Genomic DNA, 18,636 nt, shown 5'->3' with positions numbered 1-18,636 from the left:
GGCTCTATTGAGAGATACGGTGGGACCTATAGTACACATACGAAAGCTAAAGACTGCGACACTGAACCAGTAACCATGTCTACTGATTCGACGACGTTCGCGTTCGTGTGCGTACAGAACGCCGGCCGCAGCCAGATGTCGACAGCGTTCGCGGAACGAGAGCGAGAGCGGCGCGATCTCGAAGACAGCGTCGAGATCCTCACCGGAGGAACCCATCCAGCCGAGCACGTCCACGAGGAAGTCGTCGACGTGATGGGTGAGGAGGGATTCGATCTCTCCGAGCGGACGCCCCAGGAAGTCTCGACCGCCGAACTCGAATCGTGCGACGTCGTCGCGACCATGGGCTGTTCGACGCTCGAACTCGATGCGGAGTCGGTCGATATTCGCGACTGGGCACTCGAAGATCCCGATGGCCAAGACATGGACCAGATCCGGGAGATTCGAGACGATATCGAACAGCGCGTCGTCGCCCTGTTCGACGAGTTCCATTCCGACGACTGATCGTCCACATCGGCCATGAACTCTTCTCGCCGCCCAGCGAGTGACAGGGAAGACGTTCGCGGACGAATCGGCGGCACTGCTCTCCGAGGGTGACCGACTGAGCTACTCTCCGAGTGTTCGAATACACCCAACATCGAAACGATGGACCTAGACGGCTTCAGAGCGACTCTCCCAGCAGCGAACGAGGCAACGTACCTGAATACGGGTTCGAGTAGCCCGAGCAGCGTTGCCGTCGTCGAATCGATGCAGGCGTTCCTCGAACAGCACGGATACGAGTCACCGACTGCGGAGGGCATGTATCAACCGGTCTACGAGGCTTTCGAGGAAACACGGCGAGACGTCGCGGACTTCCTGAACGCTCACCCGGAAGAGATCGCCCTCACGCAGAGTACCGGCGATGGGGCGAGCCGTATTGCAAACGCGATCCAGTGGGAGAGCGGTGACAGGGTCGTCCGAACTGACCTCGAACACCCCACTGCCGTCGTTCCCTGGAACGCCCTCGAACGCGAGCACGACCTGAACCTGGACGTCCTCGAAACGGACGCTGGTCACGTCGATTTGGATCGGCTGAAAGACGCCGTCGACGGCGCGCGGTTGGTCTGTGTGAGCTCGATCTCACGAAAATACGGGCGGCGACTGCCGATTAGCGACATTACTGACATTGCCCACGATGCGGGGGCAGAGGTCCTCGTCGACGCCGTTCAGTCGGTCGGGCAGGTGCCTGTCGACGTGACCGAATGGGGGGCGGACTACGTCGCTGCGGCGAGTCACAAGTGGCTCGTCGGTCCCTGGGGAGCGGGCTTTCTGTACGTCGATTCGGACGTCGTTCCACAGTTACGTCCACGCCACGTGAGCTACCGAGGCGTCGACAGGGAGTCGCCGACGCTCGACCCCCATCCCGACGCTCGCCGTCTCGAAATCGGGACGACATCGGCGGCCCCCTACGTCGGACTCGGGACGGCACTCGAACGAACGACGTCAGTCGGTGTCTCGACGATCGAACGCCGAATCGAGTCGCTGACTGGGCACCTGAAAGACGAACTTCCGGCGGAGGCACTCCTGTCGCCGCAGTCGTTCGAATCGGGCCTCGTCGCTATCGCCGACGACGCGCCAGAACGCACCGTCGAACGCCTGGCAAGGCACGATATCCAGGTGAAACCGATCAGCGATCCGGACGTTATCCGTCTCTCGATCCACGGATTCAACACCGAATCGGACATCCGGCGCTTTCTCTCGGTGTACAGGGACATCTCGTGAATGTCACGTGTCGGAGCCCAGACTGACAGTTTCCTCTTAGTCGGAACTCGCCATTGCACTTGTTTCAATATCGAACTGTGACCGCACGAGAACGACCGTACCAACACCGACAAAGACGGCGACACCCCAGTGTCTGGAAGGCGAGACCGTATCCGCTGTAGTCGACAGCAGCCCCGAAAATCACCGGTGCGACGATGCCGGCGAGCGTCTCGAACGCCTGAATCGCCAGCGCGGACCCGACACGGCCGTCGTCGACGACCTCGGTGATCATAGTCGACGTCGGAGCGCTGTCGACGGTGATGACGATGCCATAGACGAGGATCACTCCCGTGAGCGCCCACAGTGGGAGCCATTGGAGTCCGCCGATCAAGAGGCTCACCGTCCCGCTGACCGTCAATCCGGCTGCGATGACGATCTGCCGACCGATTCGGTCGGACAGGGTACCACCGAAAACGTTGCCGACCGCGCCTAGGGAGGCACCTCCCGCGTCGGTTTATTGCCTCTGGCAGGGGTGCGGGGGTCGCCCCGCAAGGTCCAGATATGGCCACACTGCAAGCTGCGACGATGTCGACCGGCGCGATCGTATTGGATCCGCAGGCAGTCCGCGAACTCTGTGAAAGCTACTGCTTCGGGATGCTCGACTGGGAAGCCTATGAACGACAAGACCGTCGGTGCGGTACAGAACAAACATTGCCGAGAATTGTTACCCGCATTCCTCGAACATACTCGCCAGAACCGTTACCAAAGAGATGTCTGCAAATGGAAAGATGGCAGCTTCGGATGGCGATCAGAATCAATTAAATGTCATTCATTCGCCGGTGAAGTTGGGTCTCAATGGCTCTGTACCGAGCAATGTTACTCGAGACATTCGCAGTCGCGTGCGACCTGCTGAATGGCGATACCGGCGACGTTCGCCCCGTACTCGGCGGTCCGACGGATACTGTCGAGAAGGAGACCGACGACGTACGCCTCTGCGGGGTCGTCGTGCGTGTAGAGTTCCCGGTCCAACTCCCTGAGGTCGTCTGTGAGATCGTCCCGTTCGGTAAGTGCTGTGTGTGCTCCCTCGATACCGGTGTCGGCAAGGATCACGTCCGCGGCAGTATTGATGACATGCCTGGAACTCGAGGCCAGCAAATCGATTCGATCCTCGAAATTCGCCGGTATCGTGACATCAGAATCGAGGGTGAAGCGAGCGATTTTCTCGGCGTGATCGGCAATGCGCTCGAACTGCCGGCTGACGTAGTAATATTCGAACAGTTCGTCCCGGGTGTACTCGAGTTTCTCGACCTCGTGGAGGTTCGTCAGTGCCCGTCGGAAGTGACGGGTCACCATCGCGAACAACTTGTCGGCTTCGTTATCGCGGTCGATGACGCGCTGTGCCAGCGTCTCGTCGTCAGTCACGACGGCACTCACCGCGTCACGGTGCATCCCGAGCATCACGAGGCGGAGGCGCAGTGTCGACTTTCGTATGTCGACGTTCTCGGCGTCGATGAGGTTCGTCAGCTGAATTCTGGTATCGCCAGCCTCCAGCAACTCGAATCCGGAGAGGTTCGCGACCGTGTCCTCAACAACCTTACGGCGCTCGGCGGAATGGCCCGTCCTGTCGACCAACGTCACCGTATCGAAGCCGACGGCGTGAAGCGCGTGAATCCACTGTCTGGTAGCGTTGTCCGAGTCGGTCGAGATGTCCACGGTCGTCGACCGCGTCTCAGTCGACCGGTCGGCCTTCGCCTCGACCAGCAGCGAACCGTCGCCGTTGGGATACAACGAGAGCGCCGACCCGGCGTCGATGCCGTGTTCCTGTGCCCACGATTTCGGAAGCGAAATGGTGTACGTCGTCCCTCCGGAGAGTTGGACTTTGCGTGTTTCCATACGTGAACCATCATGGGGCCGATGAAACCTTAGATTTGGTATGAATGGTCCGTGCCGATAGTGAGACACATATATCAGTACAGCATATACAAGAGAGTTGATTCAAGGCGAAATCGATTCGATTTGGTCATAGAGCTATATAATCGTCCGAACAATCTGTGGACCAGCCCTAATACTGGCAGCCGTGACCAGCAGGTATGTCCCATCGAACATGGCAGCGCCCGCTGGGAACAGGCGGTCGTGACGCGACGCGTGCTCAGGTCGTCGAATCGATCGACAGGATCGCACCGGAAACCAAAGAGGAACTTGCGCATACGGTCGGTATTTCCGAACAGTATCTCTCGGAGTTGCTGCAGGAACTCAAAGCCGAAGAGATAGTCCAGAAAGGCTACGTCGTCGACGACGCAGCGCTGTACGACAATTCGAGACGCATCTCAAAATTGTTCAACGACGATGCCGACGGCGCGGAGATAGCATCGGACGGAGAGACCAGTGATCGTGGGACGGAAGTGCTGGGACTGCTCGACCGCCTGGAGTCAGTGACTACGCGCCAGTACGACGCCGCCCGCGCGGCATTTCTCGGCGAGAGCGTAGAGCACTCAGCAAAAACTCTGGAGTCGCTTACCAACGAGCGCTACTCGGCGGTCCTCGCGGAATTGAAGTCATACACGTTGACGACCGACTGGCCGGGCAACCGCGTTGCAGCGGACCTGTCAACCATCGCAACGAACCTCGAGATTGTCGGGGATCGAGCCTGCTTCATCGCCGATGTCGTCGACCGCGAGGGCACCGGTCCGAATGGGATCGTTGGCGAGCGCATGGCAGACATCTTCGCGTCGGGTACGCGGATCAACGAGTACTTCTCGGAAATCCTGTTCGACTGTGAACTCGCGGTCCACCGACAGCTCCGCGACCAGGAGGAGACCGTCCACCGAGACTTGGACGAACTGTTCGAGCTCGTGACGGCGTACGATCCGGACATGTACGGCTATCTGGTGACGGTTACACGGGCGCTCGAGCGAGCGATCTACTACTGGGTCGACGCCGCGGAACTGGCGGTGCAAATTCACTCCGGCCACCAGCCGGATCACACCGCAATCTAACTGGCCCGTTTTACCGCCAGCCCGCCGACGAACAACAGCCCGAGGACCGCGCCGGCTGCCAGCGTCGGAAAGGCAGCGGCGTATCCGCCCCGATCGAGTGCGAGCCCGAAGACAATCGGAGAGACAATCGTCGTTGAGAAACCAGCAAGTGACTGCAACGAGAGCGCGGAGCCGACGCGTTCCTCGGAGACGACCTCGGTCACGAGCGTCGACGTCGGCGCGCTATCGAGCGCGAGGACGAGACCGTAGATCAAAATGAGAACAATCAGCACCGCTCTCGAGAGGGCTCCGAGCAGGCCGATTACGGCACTGATCGCAGCGCTCGATCCGAGCCCGACCGCGAGGACGATCGGTCGGCCGACTCGGTCGCTGAGCCAGCCGCCGAGAACGTTACCGACACCGCTCGCGACAATCATCGCGCCCACGAGGACTCCGGGGAGTAGAGACGAGCCCGTCGCAGCGAAAGCGGGGGTCGCGACGAGAAAGGCGAGCATCCAGCTCCGGACGCCGAATAGCTCCCAGTTGTGCCAGGCGTAGACGCCGGTCGCGAGCAGGTAGGTCCGATTTTCGAGAAGCGACCAGTCGAATCCCGACTGGGGTTGGGCACGGTTCGACGCGTCTCTCGTCGACCGGACGACCAGCGGCGACACAAGAAGCGCCCCGACGCTCGTCACGGCGATCGCGAACCGCCAACCCGTTATCTGAGTGACCGCTGTGGCGGAGACGAACGCGAGCCCGCTTCCAAGCTCGAAGGTCCCGATATAGGCCCCGAGCGCGCGACCCCTGACTCGCTCGGGAAACCAGTCGCTGATGAACCGCATCCCCGGCACGTAGACGCCCGCCACGAACAGCCCCGAGCAGAACCGCAGGGCCGTTCCGAGGACCGCACCCTCTGCTACCGCGGCGAACGCGAGGCTCGGCAGCGCGGTTCCACTCGCGCCAACCGCGATCACCCACCGTGGGGAGTAGCGGTCGGCAAGCCATCCAGCGGGGAGGATCGCGACCAGGTACCCAGCCTGGAACGCACCGAAGAGGACGCCGGCCTGCGTTCCGCTCAGTCCCCAGTCATCGACGACCTGCGGCAGCACGGCCGCGTAATTAAACCAGACCAGCACCGACAGAAACAGTACGGCCGCCGTCACCAGCAGGACGCGGTGGCGCTCTCGCAGACTGAACGGGCCGCGCCGGGGCTCACGTTGGGAGCCGACCGGCTCGGTGGTCACGCGTCGGCCTGTCCACACTGACGGCTCTCTTCGGGAGCGAACTCGGCGAGGAATCGCTCGAGATCACGGAACGCGTCGAGTCGCTCGGCCAGCGTCGCGTGGTCCCAGTGCCACCACTCGGTCGCCTCGATGCGGGCGGCCACGTCCTCGGGGAACCGCCGGCGGATCGGTTCGGCAGGGACTCCAGCGACGAGCGTGTAGGCGGGGATGTCTTTGGTGACGACGGCACCGGCACCGACGACCGCACCGTTACCGATAGTGACCCCGGGCAAAACGATCGCACCGTGCCCGATCCAGACGTCGTGACCGATCTCAACCGGCTGATCGGCCCGCCACTCGAAGATCGATTCGTCGTCGCTGCCGAGGTCGTACATCGCCGCCCGGTAGGTGAAGTGGTGGGCCGTCGGCCGGTCGATCGGGTGGTTCGTCGGGCCGAGCCTGGCGTCGGCCGCGACGTTGCCGAACTTCCCGACGGTGGCGTAATCGAGTTGGACGCGCTCCATGAGATAGGTGTAGTCACCGATCGCCGACTCGTTGAGCCGGGCGTGATGCCGGACCTCCGTCCACGCTCCGAGTTCGCTCTCGGTGATCGAGACGGGGTCGTGTAGCGTCGGTTCCGGCTCGAGCGTGCGCGTCCGGTCCGGCCCGTAGTCCTGGTAGTAGGTCATTGGCCGCGTCGTCCCATCGTCGAGGAGAGGATATTCCTGGGTGCGTTAGCGAACGCCTCGATGATTCCCGACTTCTCGACATCGTCGTCGTCGCGAAGGGTCGAGCGGACGCGCTGGCTAACCAATTCGACGGAGGCTGCCAGCAGGAAGATGAGGATGATACAGGCCATCATCTCGGTGTAGTTGAACGTCTGGCGTTGGACGTACAGTTCGAGTCCGAGCCCACCAGCACCGATGATACCGAGCCCGATCGCGGCTCTGACGTTGTGTTCGAGATCGAAAGCAATCCAGGCGATGAACTGCCGGAATACCTGACTCAACATACCGAAGGAGACAATCTGTGAACTGCTCGCACCCGTTGAACGGATCCCCTCGATCGGACCGTCTTCGATCTCCTCGAGTTCGTCGGTAAAGAGCCTCCCGAGGTAGCCGGTGGTATCGACCATAATCGCCAGGGCGCCTGTGAACGGAGTAACACCTGCCAGCGGGATCAGGATCAGGAACCACACCAGCCCCGGAATCGCACGGATGAGACTCATCGTCCCGCGGAAGATGAAATTGAACGGGTAGGGAATGACCCGTTCGCTAGACATGACTCCGAAGAATAGCGCGAGCGGCAAACCGAGTACCGTCCCGACGATGGCGACAGCCATCGTGACGAACATCGCACCCCAGACAATCTGGCCACCCTCGACTGTGAGGATGAGATTTTCCTCGATGATGAAGCTCGTGTAGGCTCCCAGATCAATAAAGGGGATACCGAAGTACGTCGTCGGCGGGAAGTACCCCAGCAGCGCATCGTAGAACTGATCAAGCTGGCCAACCAGTTCGGCGACGTTGAACTCGATGAGAAGGAGGCTCGCATAGAACAACAGGTAGGTCGCGATGAGTCCGCCGAGCGTCCAGAGCCGCCGCTTCGTTTTGCGGCGTTTCATGTCCTGAAGCTTCTGCTCGGCTGGCGAGTCTCCGATGTCAGCGTAGCCGAAGTAAGCCGCGAGTGAGTCCATCTTCGAGGGTGGCGCACTCATGCTTCGATCCCCTGCTCGATGTCGTCGAGCGGTACCCCCTCGTCCTGTTCGTTCCCAACTGTGCTCGGTTGCTCGGCGAGGCTGACGGTCTCTACACTGCCATAGAGGGCGTCAATCAGCTCGGGGGTGAGTTCCCCGCGTCCGACATCGAACAGCTTCTGTCCCTCACGAAGCCCGATGAACCGATCACCGAAGTGGGCGGCGACGTTCACTTGGTGGAGGCTCACGAGCGCGGTCACGTCGTGCTCCTTCGCGGCCTTACGAAGATATGTCATCACCGTCTCGGCACTAGAAGGGTCAAGACTGGCGACCGGCTCGTCGGCCAGCAGCAGTCGCGGGTCCTGAACGAGCGCTCTGGCGATACCGACCCGCTGCTGTTGGCCGCCGGACATCTGTGCGACCTTCTGGTGGCTCTCTTCAAGCAGGCCGACGGTTTCGAGGGCTTCTAGGGCCCGGACCTTGTCCTCCTGGGATTGCCACTGAAGCATACTCCGGAGCATCGAGACGCGACTGAGCGAGCCGGTTAGCGCGTTGAGATACGCCGAAACGCCCTCTACGAGGTTGTGCTGCTGGAAGATCATCCCGACGTCCGTCTGCGAGCCGGATATCTCCTCGTTGTCGAGGTAGATTGAACCTTCGGTCGGTTCGGTCAGTCCGTTCACACACCGCAGTAGCGTCGACTTGCCTGCGCCGGATTCACCCAGCAGGACGACGAACTCATCCTCTATCTCGAAGGATACGTCTTCGAGTGCGGTCACGTCGCCATACTGTTTCGACAGGTTCTCGACTTTGAGTGTACTCATAGAAATGATAATTGTGGTGGTTATTCGCCGGGCTCGATACCGACTGCGTTCATCCGTTCGATGATTGGTTGGTAATCCTCTATCGACGTGTCACTGAGCGTGGTGAACGGTAGCTCATCCTCGTTGTAGTCATCCGGATAGTGTTCTTCGATCTGCTCTTTATCAGAGCCTCGAAGAACTTCCCCCACCTCCTCTTTCACATCAGACTCCCAGCTGGTCCGGGCGTACATCGGCTGTTTCGGGATCGGGAACGACCACCAAACCGCCTTGAACTCCGGCGTTTCGGTGCCCATCGTTTCCAGGAAAGAGCTATTTTCCTCGACGCGGTCGGGCACTTCGGTATCTTCTGGCAGGTGCGGGATGCCGTTGCCGCCCCAGGTCGTCGCCCCGTCGGCCTGCCCCTCCCCGACCCGCTGGAGTGCCTGGTCGTGGTCGGTCCAACTTCCTTCGAAGTCGACCGGATCATCCTTCGGCGCGTCACCGATATCGAGCCCGGCTTCCTGGAGCGCGTACAGCGCGAAGATAGAACCGCTGGTCGAGAGACGGTCGGCGAAGGCCCACGTCTGGCCCTCGACGTCTTCGGGCCCACCGATATCCGATTCCGGTGGGACGACCATCAGCGAGAAGTAGAACGCCGACCCGCCAGTCACGGTCGAGCCGTAGATGTCCATTTTATCCGGATTCGCCAGCACCGTCACGTCGTCCATGCCGATTTCGGCCTGCTCGCTCTCGAGGGCCGGGAGAATCGCCGAGTAGTCCGTCGGAACCTGCATCTCGAACTCTGCACCGTCGATTTCTGCGTTGAGGAGGTTCTGAACGGGTTTATATCGGCGGCGAGCGTCCGCCGGTGTCCCAGGCGTCAATAGCATCGTAACGACGTTTTCGTCAGCGGTCCCGCCGAGGACGCCCCCACAGCCTGCTAGACTCGCAGTGAGGGCGGTCGCCGCGGTTCCGGAAAGAAACCCGCGTCGACCGACCGCGTTGCTCCGACTGTCTCCGTTGGGTGTTGATTCTCCCATTCTGTCGTTGCTCTGTCTGTCACACATCAATTCAACACTGGAAAATCGACCGAATAACGATTGGCTGGGTAGAGTCCGAAGGCTCCGTGTCGGTCCGTCTGCTTCCCGGATAGAGACACCGACTATCACACGGAGTACGTACCCGTCTGTACTCGGCTCACTGATCGGTGGGATCAACCCCGACGACGAGCGGTCCATAGAGAGTACCGAGAGAATTCTTATGCAGTCGTTTGGACGTGTTTCGACCGAGTGTATGGTTGATCCACACGACAGATCCGATCGGTTCGAGCTGATCGCCGCCTGCGAGGGGGCGACACTCGCTCAGTTCGCCAACGACGTGCTCGAAGGGGACCCGCCGCTGTCGGTCCGTCAAGAACCGCGGCCACAGTTACTGATGCAACAGGTGTGTGACCCGGTCGAACATCGCCCGTTCAACCTCGGCGAGGTTCTGGTGACACCCGCGGAGGTGGAACTCGAGGAGACGCGCGGCTTTGCCATGGTGCCGGGCAAGGGCGAACGGGCCGCGCTCTCGGGCGCGATCGTCGATGCTGCTGTCGCCGCGGGCCACGAGGAGACGCCCGCGATCGTCGCCGCACTCGAGGACGTGGCGGCCCGACAGCGCGAGCAGCGACGCCGGGACTGGGCACAGAGCAAACACACCGCCGTCGAGTTCGAGACGATGGAGGGCCAAGAGTGAGAGCCCTCGGCATCGACCCCGTTCACGATACTCGCCGGACGTTCGACGGGCTACTCGAGGCGATGAGTCGGCCCGGAACCGTCCACGCCGTCCCGGCGCCCGCGGACCACGCCGTCGTCGCGACCCTCGTCGACCACGAGGTGACGCTTGCGACCGACGACGAGACCGTGCGGGACGCCCTGGCCGATCAGGGCCGGTTCAAACGCGCTCCGTTCGGGGAGGCGGACATCGTCCACGCCCGCGAACACATCGATTGGGATGTACAGGACTGCAGGCGTGGCTCGCTGACCGAACCCAGCGACGGTGCGACCGTGGTCTACCGCGTCGAAACACTCGACGACGACGCGGCCAACGGAACAACACTGAGCCTCTCGGGCCCAGGTGTCGACGGGACGGCAACGCTATCGGTGGCTCTACCCGAGACGGAACTGTCTGCACTTGCTGCGGCCCAGTCCGACTACCCGCGCGGCGTCGACGCTATCTTCGCCACCGAGGATCGCGTGGCTGCACTCCCGCGGTCGGTAACGATGGAGGTGGTCTGAGTGGGGTACGTCGCGGTTACTGCTGGGGAGGAACTCATCGAGCGCGCCGAACAGTTATTCGAGAAACAGCGCATCGACGACGATTCCGACGATATCGGTATCGATCAGATCGAGGGGCAACTCGGCCGCCTCACCGCAAAGGCGATGAGTGAGGGCGGCCTCTACGCGCCACGACTGGCCGCGTTGGCGGTCAAGCAGGCCCAGGGCGACACGGTCGAGGCCGCGTTCCTGCTGCGGGCGTACCGCTCGACGCTGGAACGGTTCGATGAGACGATCACAGTCGATCCGGGCGAGATGATCGCCAGTAGGCGGGTTTCACCGGCGTTCAAGGACGTCCCCGGTGGCCAGATCCTCGGTGCGACCAAGGACTACACCCAGCGACTACTGGATTTTGATCTCGCTGACGACGATCCCGAGGACCCCACCGCCGAGTGGGACCTCGATGACGAGGGTGATCCCGAGCGGCTGACCAACGTCACGGAACTGCTTCGGGAAGAAGGGCTGTTGCACGAACCCGACGAACCGGTGGTCGACGAACCCAACGACACGACCCGGGAGTCGGTCACACACCCGCCCGAGCGCGACGAGGTCCTCCAAGAACTGGCCCGCGGCGAGACCGGCGCGGTGACCGCGCTGGGCTACTCCGCGCTGCGGGGGTACGGTCAGGTCCATCCGACGCTGGCGGAGGTTCGGGTCGGACGCCTGCCTGTCCGGATCGAACACCCGTACACCGGTGAGGAGGTGACCGTCACCCACACCGAGGTCACCGAGTCCGAGGCGGTCGTCCCCGTCTACGAGAAGCGCGAGGACCCACAGTTCGCGTTCGGATACGGGCTGACCTTCGGCCGCAACGAACGCAAGGCCATCGGGATGACCATTCTGGACGCCTCAATCCAGCTCGACAGCGACGAGGAACCCGCCGAGAACGCCGAGTTCGTCCTCGACACGGTCGACGGGATGGACTCCTTCGGCTTCATCGAACACCTCAAACTGCCCCACTACGTCACGTTCCAGTCGATCCTGGACCGCATCCGCGCCATCAGAGAGCGCAAGGGGTTGAGCGAGGGCGGCCGCATCGAAACCGACGAACAACTCGCGGACCCAGCAGTCGCGGGAACGAGTGACGATGACTGAACAGACCACAACCGACGACGTATCGCCCGGCGGGGGCACGCCCGTCGCGACCGACTCCGTCGACGCCGCTCTCGAGTCCCTGGACAGTGACGGCCTGGAAGGGTACAATTACGCGTACCTCGACGAGCACACCAAACGCGAGGTCCGACGCTCGATACTGAAAGCCGTTGCCATCCCCGGCCACCAGGTACCCTACGCCTCCCGGCCGATGCCGCTGGCCCGCGGGTGGGGCACCGGCGGTATTCAGGCCTCGCTATCGATCCTCGATCCCGAGGACACGTTCAAAGTGATCGACCAGGGCGCGGACGAGAGCGTCAACGCCGCCAACATCCGTCGGCTGGCGGAGACCACCGCTGACGTGGCGACGACGACCGACACCACTGAGGCGGACCTGATCCAGAGTCGTCACCGCATCCCCGAGGAGGTACTGACCGACAAGCAGCGCCTAGTGTTGCAGGTTCCGATCACCGACGCGCTGCGGACGGTCGATCCCTCGGACGCAGCCAACCGTCGGCGACACGCTCACAAGAACTACGGGAAAATGTGGGTCCACCTCTATGAGAACATCGTCGAGTACGGCGAGATCAAGATCGCCTCTCGGTATCCGACGATGGTCGCCGGGCGCTACCTGATGGACCCCTCGCCGATCCCGCGATGGGACGTACCGAAACTCGATCACGCGGACCATCTCACGTTGTTGGCTGCGGGCCGGGAGGCGCGTATCTACGCCGTCCCGCCACACACCGAGGTCGAACCACTAGCCTTCGAGGACCGGCAGTTCACCGTCGAGCGTTTCCCCGAGCAGGCCTGCCACGCCTGCGGATCGACCGACACATACCTCGTCGAGGTCTCAGAGGAGGCCACCGAGGACGGAGACGACGCCTTCGAGACCCGCTACGCCTGCAACGACTCGAGCTTCTGTGAGAAACGCCGCGAGGATCCCGACCTCCCGAAGGACCATCACCTCGAGGAGGAAGTCGACTGGGGGCCGGGAACGCCCGACGCGGGCACGAACGACGCCGGAGCTGCGATCGAACAGGGAGGTGCCGAGGAATGACGCTGTTGGAAGCCCACGACTTGCAGACGCGCTACGGACCCGGCTGTCCCCGCTGTGTCGAGTCGACCGGCGACCGCGCTGGGACGAACCAGTGCCCCCACTGCGGTAGCGTCGTCGCCTGTGCCGAGGCGGACCTCAGCGTCGAGGCCGGGGAGGTGTTGGGCATCGTCGGCGAGTCCGGGTCCGGTAAGTCCAGCCTCGCGGAACTGCTCGCGCTCGAGCGCGACGACGACGCTACAACTGCCGGCGAGGTCAACTACGCGGGCCACGACGGTAATCTGCTCGGGGTAGACTACGAAACGCGCCACGATCTCCGCACGGGAGAGATCGCACTCGTCCACCAGCACATCCGCGACGGCCTGAATCTCGAGTTCACTGGCGGCGGCAACGTCGCGGAGAAACTGCTCTCGGCCGGAAACCGTTCGTATGAGGATGTCCGCGGGCGCGTTCGGGATCTTTTCGATGAGACGGAGATCCCGGTCGCCCGGATGGACGACCCCACCAGCACCTACTCCGGAGGGATGCAGCGGCGCGTTCAGATCGCCCGCGCACTGGCGACCGACCCGGACCTGGTCGTGCTGGACGAACCGACGACAGGGCTCGACGTGAGCGTCCAAGCCCGCGTACTGGACATGTTCCGCCGCGTCCAGCGCGAAGAGGGCGTCGCCGCCATTGTGGTCTCACACGACCTGAGCGTCGTCCGCCTACTCGCCGATCGGACGCTCGTGATGCGCCACGGTCGCATCGTCGAGTCCGGTCTCACCGATCGCATCATGGAAGACCCGCACCACGAGTACACCCAGACCCTTATCAATTCAGTAATATGACAGTCCTGTCCGTCGACGGTCTCTCCAAAACCTTCGACATGCACGTGCTCGGCGACACCCAGGTCGTCGGTCTCGACGACGTATCGTTCGACGTCCGCGAGGGCGAGTTCCTCGCTATCGTCGGAGAATCCGGCAGCGGTAAGTCCTCGCTGCTGAAATGTCTGTACCGAACCTACGATCCCAGTTCGGGCGAGGTCGTCTACCACGGTCCCGACGGCGACGTCGATCTGGCCTCGTGTCCCGACCGGACGGTCATCGACCTCCGGGGGGACAGCATTGGATACACCTCACAGTTCCTCGACGAAATTCCCCGGGTCCCCGCAGTCGACGTGGTTGCTCGGCCCCTAGTCGAACAGGGGGTCGACCGCGAGGATGCGCGGTCGACTGCTCGTGACCTGCTGTCGGCGCTGTCGGTACCCGAAGAGCTGTGGCAGGCGTATCCGGCGACGTTCTCCGGCGGCGAGCGCCAGCGAGTGAACCTCGCACAGGCCCTCGCACCGAAACCGGACCTGCTCCTGCTGGACGAACCGACCAGCGCGCTCGACCCCGACACCCGTCAGGCCGCGATCGATCTCCTTTCAACGTATCTCGGTTCGGAGACGACGGTCATCGGCGTCTTCCACAACACGGATGTGGTCGATGCCGTCGCGGATCGAGTGGTCGTCCTGGACGATGGTCGCCTCCAGCGCGTCGCCCCCATCGAGGCGTACGATGAGGAGGTGGTGATCGGATGAGTTCAACCACCCAGACCACAGAGGGAAGTGTCGCCGTCGTTGGCGGACGCGTCATCACGCCCGAAGCCGTGCTCGAGGGCGGCGTTCGTATCGAGGGTGACCGGATCGTCGAAGTCGGTGACATCGACGACGACGCTGATACCGTGATCGACGTCAACGGCCGCCTTATCATGCCCGGCCTGGTCGATCTCCACGGCGACGACATCGAGAATCACCTCCATCCGCGCTCGGGAGCGCGGATGGCGCTCCCGATGGCGCTGGCCTCGGCCGACCGCGCGAATGTTGCGGCAGGAATCACGACGAAGTTTCACGCCATCTCCTTCGAACTCGACGAGGAGGCCGATCGGTCGCCCGAACTCGCGGCGACGTTGACAGCGGCAATCACCGCTGCCGACGACCTCCTCGTGGACCACCGCCTACACGCCCGTTGTGAAGTCACCCAGAAACGCTGTGTCGACGCGGTTCTCGAAGTCGTCGAGAACGGCGACGCCGACCTCGTTTCGGTGATGAGCCACATCCCCGGCAAGGGCCAGTTCCGCGACGTCGAGGCGTTTAAACGGTACTACGAGAACGCCAGCGAGCACACGGCCGAGGAGGCCGAAGAAATGATCGAAGAGCGAACCGACATCGCGATGGCGACGCTGCGCGAGCGCGTCGACGAGATCGTCGAGGCCGCCCACGACACCGGTGCAGTGACGGCCTCGCACGACGATGAGAATCCCGCGGAAGTCGAGCGATTGGCTGATGCCGGCGTGGACATCACGGAGTATCCGATCACGTTAGAGACCGCCGAGCGCGCGGCCGAACTCGGTATGACGACCGCGATGGGCGCTCCGAATCTCGTCCGCGGAGAGAGCCAGTGGGGCAATCTCTCGACGGGCGACGCCATCGACGCCGGTGTCGTCGACACTCTCGTGGCCGACTACCACCCGCCGTCGCTGCTCGCGGCCGCGTTCGTCGACACCGGGGAACCACTGCCCAAGCGGGTCAACCGCGTCAGCGCCAATCCCGCCGACGCGGTCGGTTTCGACGACCGCGGTCGGATCGAAGTCGGGGCGCGAGCCGACTTGCTCGTCGTCGACCGTGACCCGACACCGACGGTCGTTAGCGCGCTCGTCGCCGGCCAGCCGGTGTACCGCGCCGATCGGGTGGTGCGATGACCCCGAGCGTCGGCGCAGCGATGGACATTCGCTTCGGGGAGACCGTCGAAGAGTTCATGCGCTACGTCACCGACATCGGACTGGACCACGTGGAGTTCAAACGCGAGTACCTCGCGGGCCATCCGGAGACGCCCGGCCCCGAGCGGATTCGGGAACTGTCCGACCGCTACGGCGTCAGCGTCACGTACCACGCACCCTTCCGGAACTGGAACATCGGCAGTTACAACGAAGTGGTCCGGCAGGACTCCGTCGAGCGGGTCAAGCGGACGCTCGATGACGCCGCCGAGGCCAGGGCTGGGGCCGTCGTCGTCCACGGTGGGTCGGTCCCGAATCGCTACCCCGAGTGGATCCGCGACCGCGCGAAGCAGAACGCGCTGCACTCGCTTGCGGAGTGTGCAGAGTACGCTCAACTGGTTGGCGTGCCACTATGTCTGGAAAACCAGCCCATCAATGAGGAGAAGCGGCGCTACACTACGACGCCAGCAGATCTCGCGGCGATGCGGAACACCGTCGACGTACCACCGCAGTATCTCGGCGTCACGCTCGACGTGGGCCACGCGAAGGTCAACGGGTACGACTGGCGCGCGTTCGTGGAGGAATTTGGCCATCGGATCCGGGTCTGTCACCTCCACGATAACGACGGCACTGCCGACCAGCACGAGCCGTTTCCCGACTACGAGTCGGTCGTCGAGGCGATTCCGGCGGACTACTTCGTCTTCGAGACGAAGTCGGTCGGCGACCTGGCGACGAGCGTCGGCACCGACAAAACGCCCCCCGAAACGGAGCTGACGGCCCGTGAGTGACCGATGGGCGGATGACTACGATGCCGTCGTCTTCGACAACGACGGCGTGCTGGTCGCCCCGACTGAGCGCGAGGTACTCGTCGACGCCGTCGTGGACTCGTTTCGAGCCTTCGGCGTCGAAATCGATCGGTCGGTCGCCCGACGGACGGTCGCCGAGGACACCGTCCCGATCGAGGCGGCCCGCGAACACGGACTCGATCCGGAAGCGTTCTGGCATCACCGCGAGTTGACCGCCAGCCTCGCCCAGCAGGCCCACGTCCGGGATGGCGGCAAGCAAGTCTACGACGACGTCGCGGCACTCGGACAGCTGGACCTGCCTCTCGGGATAGTGAGCAACAACCAGCACGCAACGATCGAGTTTCTGCTCGCACACTATGATCTGGACGGGTTCAGGACGGCCTACGGTCGACAGCCGACGCTCGCAGGTGCGGCCCGACGGAAGCCGGAGTCGGATTACCTCGAGCGGGCGCTGGCGGACTTAGATGCGAGCGAGGCGCTGTACGTTGGTGATTCCGAGAAGGACATCGTCGCGGCCCGGCGTGCCGATATCGACTCGGTCTTTCTCCGCCGAGACCACGTCGCAGACGTGGCCCTCTCAGTTGAGCCAACTGCTGAGGTACCGGATCTCCGGTCGCTGGTTGAAGTACTGACCGAACAGCGCTGACAGCGACTGTCACTCTCTTCTATAGTAGCTCTTGAAAGTCAATGCACACCCGATCGCAGGACAGCGTTGTGATCGGTGTGTAAATCGTTTCAAGAGCGACTATAGCTCCCGAAGCCGACGAAGTACGGACTCTACGGACGATAGGTTCACAGTGAGACTGCTCGGTGGTTGGAGTATGCACCGTCGAGCCGTTCTCGGGACGCTTGCCGCAGGTTGCGGGGCACTGTTTGCGGGCTGTTCCGGGTCGAGAGTTGACGGGGAGGTCATCTCAAATGAAACACCGCTCGTCTTCTCCCACGAGTACTCGACGCAGGCGACGTACTCCGGTACCCGTGTCGTCGTCGATGTGACAGCCGAAAACCAGGGGGTCGAGCCAATTACGCCGGAGGGGCGGGTCCCACGAGTCGTCTGCACGTTCTTGGACAACGGCGGCGGTACGCTGCACCGATCGGGGCTCGAGCTGAAGAAGTCCATCGGCGTCGAAGAAACGATCACGTTGGAGTTCACGCTGGCGGTCGATGTTGACGATATGAGCCGCTATGCGCTCCGGAGCGAATGGGTCGAGGAGTGACATCCCCGTGCCCTGACAAAGGAATTCTGACACCGAGTCGACTGTCCCGGGAAATTCAGAGCGACGCCGGTAGAGCATATCGGAGACTTTTCATCAAGAGAAATCCAGACGATCGTCCCTCAATCCAGCTGGAGCATCTCAAGTAATACTTTTAACAAGTCCATCATTGAGGCACTGTCTATAGTAGCCGCTGAAAGTCATTGCACACCTGATCGCAGCGCTGTCGTGCGATCAGTGTGTGAATCGTTTCAGCGGCTACTATAGTTTAGCACCTCCGCTGGCGGTTGTTTGTTGAGTGACTGGTGCGGTCGCTGTGTGTTATAGTAGTGTACAAACTGTTCAAGCCATTCGCTGGTGCTGGCCCGACTGCCAACCCACGAGTTGTGGAAGCGGTCGATCCGTATTTTGAGGGTATGAAACCACTTTTCGATGTGGTTTCGATCGACATAGTCGAGTGACCGCTCAACCCTAATCGAGAGAGGGCAGTCAGATAGCCACCACCATCGACGAGAAACTCAGCGTCGGAAAGATCGTGTTTCTCGGCGAGTCCATGCAGAAACGCAGCAGCTGGATCGGTGCCTCGCCGACCAAAGAGTGCGACATCGAGAATGAGTTTCGTCTCAAGGTCTATTGCAGCGTGCAGCCAAGATCGGTTGCCGTTAATCCTGACAGCGGTTTCGTCAACCGCGACCCGCGACGGCGAAGCCGTCGGCGGGTCTGGCACGCTATCAGCAAGCTGATGTACTCAGTGCCAGATTGCTTGAGGAGAGCGTTCAACGCCGATTGAGCGAAGAATCGCTTGTGTCTCTCGAAGCGAACAGCCGGTCGAGTGGAGCCGGACGGCGAACGCCCTGACGGGCGTCGCCGTCCGCTCACGCTCCCAACATTCATCAAATTCCGCCGCGTAGCTCTCGCTGAGCAGGTCTGCGAGTGTCATTCCAAACCAACTCTACGACCTGCTCGTTCCTCAAAC

Annotated in this window: 19 protein-coding genes and 2 pseudogenes; 13 read left to right on the top strand and 8 right to left on the bottom strand. The window is 62.3% G+C overall.

Annotated elements, in window-relative coordinates; all coding sequences use genetic code 11:
• The first annotated feature begins 75 nt into the window (after window positions 1-75).
• Window positions 76-501, top strand: a complete 426-nt coding sequence (locus A6E15_RS17805) for a low molecular weight phosphatase family protein (RefSeq protein WP_076148514.1) — start codon at window positions 76-78, stop codon at window positions 499-501.
• 141 nt (window positions 502-642) lie between these two features.
• Complete coding sequence (locus A6E15_RS17800) at window positions 643-1,758, top strand: aminotransferase class V-fold PLP-dependent enzyme (RefSeq protein ID WP_076148513.1); 1,116 nt, start codon at window positions 643-645, stop codon at window positions 1,756-1,758.
• Window positions 1,759-1,822: 64 nt separating this feature from the next.
• On the opposite strand, the pseudogene A6E15_RS17795 reads toward A6E15_RS17800, so the two are convergent.
• Together A6E15_RS17795 and A6E15_RS17785 are read right to left on the bottom strand one after the other, a co-directional pair.
• Window positions 1,823-2,215: pseudogene (locus tag A6E15_RS17795) on the bottom strand (MFS transporter); the annotation flags it as partial.
• Window positions 2,216-2,613: 398 nt separating this feature from the next.
• Complete coding sequence (locus A6E15_RS17785) at window positions 2,614-3,630, bottom strand: phosphate signaling complex PhoU family protein (RefSeq protein WP_076148510.1); 1,017 nt, start codon at window positions 3,628-3,630, stop codon at window positions 2,614-2,616.
• 347 nt (window positions 3,631-3,977) lie between these two features.
• Between A6E15_RS17785 and A6E15_RS17780 the strand changes: the two genes are divergently transcribed.
• A complete protein-coding gene (locus A6E15_RS17780; RefSeq protein ID WP_245800609.1) occupies window positions 3,978-4,733 on the top strand; it encodes a PhoU family transcriptional regulator in 756 nt (251 codons plus the stop codon).
• Here A6E15_RS17780 and A6E15_RS17775 read toward each other — a convergent pair.
• Genes A6E15_RS17775 through A6E15_RS17755 form a run of 5 tightly spaced genes read right to left on the bottom strand, consistent with a single transcriptional unit; the run spans window position 4,730 to window position 9,672 of the window.
• Entirely contained in the window at window positions 4,730-5,956 is a 1,227-nt protein-coding gene (locus A6E15_RS17775) for an MFS transporter (RefSeq protein WP_245800608.1), read from the bottom strand. The genes A6E15_RS17780 and A6E15_RS17775 overlap by 4 nt on opposite strands.
• Entirely contained in the window at window positions 5,953-6,624 is a 672-nt protein-coding gene (locus tag A6E15_RS17770) for a DapH/DapD/GlmU-related protein (RefSeq protein WP_076148508.1), read from the bottom strand. Before A6E15_RS17770 ends, A6E15_RS17775 begins: the two co-directional genes overlap by 4 nt.
• Window positions 6,621-7,652, bottom strand: coding sequence for a phosphonate ABC transporter, permease protein PhnE (gene phnE, locus A6E15_RS17765; protein ID WP_084177413.1), 1,032 nt, complete (start codon window positions 7,650-7,652; stop codon window positions 6,621-6,623). The genes A6E15_RS17770 and phnE overlap by 4 nt, the downstream gene beginning before the upstream one ends.
• On the bottom strand, window positions 7,649-8,455 hold the full coding sequence (locus tag A6E15_RS17760) for a phosphonate ABC transporter ATP-binding protein (protein ID WP_076148507.1): 807 nt from the start codon (window positions 8,453-8,455) through the stop codon (window positions 7,649-7,651). Before A6E15_RS17760 ends, phnE begins: the two co-directional genes overlap by 4 nt.
• Before the next feature lie 20 nt (window positions 8,456-8,475).
• Window positions 8,476-9,672 carry a PhnD/SsuA/transferrin family substrate-binding protein gene (locus tag A6E15_RS17755; protein WP_245800607.1) on the bottom strand — a complete coding sequence of 399 codons (1,197 nt, stop codon included), beginning with the start codon at window positions 9,670-9,672 and terminating at the stop codon, window positions 8,476-8,478.
• A gap of 55 nt (window positions 9,673-9,727) precedes the next feature.
• Here A6E15_RS17755 and phnG point away from each other — a divergent pair, with 55 nt between their 5' ends.
• From phnG to A6E15_RS17705, 10 genes are all read left to right on the top strand, one after another.
• Entirely contained in the window at window positions 9,728-10,171 is a 444-nt protein-coding gene (gene phnG, locus A6E15_RS17750; protein ID WP_076148505.1) for a phosphonate C-P lyase system protein PhnG, read from the top strand.
• Window positions 10,168-10,713 carry a phosphonate C-P lyase system protein PhnH gene (gene phnH, locus A6E15_RS17745; RefSeq protein WP_076148504.1) on the top strand — a complete coding sequence of 182 codons (546 nt, stop codon included), beginning with the start codon at window positions 10,168-10,170 and terminating at the stop codon, window positions 10,711-10,713. The genes phnG and phnH overlap by 4 nt, the downstream gene beginning before the upstream one ends.
• Window positions 10,714-11,847, top strand: coding sequence for a carbon-phosphorus lyase complex subunit PhnI (locus A6E15_RS17740; RefSeq protein ID WP_076148503.1), 1,134 nt, complete (start codon window positions 10,714-10,716; stop codon window positions 11,845-11,847).
• Window positions 11,840-12,904 (top strand): alpha-D-ribose 1-methylphosphonate 5-phosphate C-P-lyase PhnJ, encoded by a 1,065-nt coding sequence (locus A6E15_RS17735; RefSeq protein ID WP_076148502.1) that lies wholly within the window; start codon window positions 11,840-11,842, stop codon window positions 12,902-12,904. The genes A6E15_RS17740 and A6E15_RS17735 overlap by 8 nt, the downstream gene beginning before the upstream one ends.
• Window positions 12,901-13,731: an ATP-binding cassette domain-containing protein gene (locus A6E15_RS17730; protein WP_076148501.1), complete on the top strand. Its 831-nt coding sequence runs from the start codon at window positions 12,901-12,903 to the stop codon at window positions 13,729-13,731. The genes A6E15_RS17735 and A6E15_RS17730 overlap by 4 nt, the downstream gene beginning before the upstream one ends.
• Window positions 13,728-14,465 (top strand): phosphonate C-P lyase system protein PhnL, encoded by a 738-nt coding sequence (locus A6E15_RS17725; RefSeq protein ID WP_076148500.1) that lies wholly within the window; start codon window positions 13,728-13,730, stop codon window positions 14,463-14,465. Before A6E15_RS17730 ends, A6E15_RS17725 begins: the two co-directional genes overlap by 4 nt.
• Window positions 14,462-15,625: an alpha-D-ribose 1-methylphosphonate 5-triphosphate diphosphatase gene (locus A6E15_RS17720; RefSeq protein WP_076148499.1), complete on the top strand. Its 1,164-nt coding sequence runs from the start codon at window positions 14,462-14,464 to the stop codon at window positions 15,623-15,625. The genes A6E15_RS17725 and A6E15_RS17720 overlap by 4 nt, the downstream gene beginning before the upstream one ends.
• On the top strand, window positions 15,622-16,428 hold the full coding sequence (locus tag A6E15_RS17715) for a sugar phosphate isomerase/epimerase family protein (RefSeq protein WP_084177411.1): 807 nt from the start codon (window positions 15,622-15,624) through the stop codon (window positions 16,426-16,428). Before A6E15_RS17720 ends, A6E15_RS17715 begins: the two co-directional genes overlap by 4 nt.
• Complete coding sequence (locus A6E15_RS17710; RefSeq protein WP_076148498.1) at window positions 16,421-17,092, top strand: HAD family hydrolase; 672 nt, start codon at window positions 16,421-16,423, stop codon at window positions 17,090-17,092. Before A6E15_RS17715 ends, A6E15_RS17710 begins: the two co-directional genes overlap by 8 nt.
• 175 nt (window positions 17,093-17,267) lie before the next feature.
• Window positions 17,268-17,663, top strand: a complete 396-nt coding sequence (locus A6E15_RS17705; protein ID WP_076148497.1) for a hypothetical protein — start codon at window positions 17,268-17,270, stop codon at window positions 17,661-17,663.
• A 248-nt stretch (window positions 17,664-17,911) separates the two neighbouring features.
• Here the strand turns inward: A6E15_RS17705 and A6E15_RS20135 are convergent.
• Window positions 17,912-18,600, bottom strand: a pseudogene (locus tag A6E15_RS20135) (IS6 family transposase).
• Window positions 18,601-18,636 lie beyond the last annotated feature (36 nt).

Origin of the sequence: Natrinema saccharevitans (assembly GCF_001953745.1) — an archaeon.
GTDB lineage: Archaea > Halobacteriota > Halobacteria > Halobacteriales > Natrialbaceae > Natrinema > Natrinema saccharevitans.
Note: the sequence above shows the minus strand (reverse complement) of the source record. Positions and strands in the feature narration are given on the sequence as shown.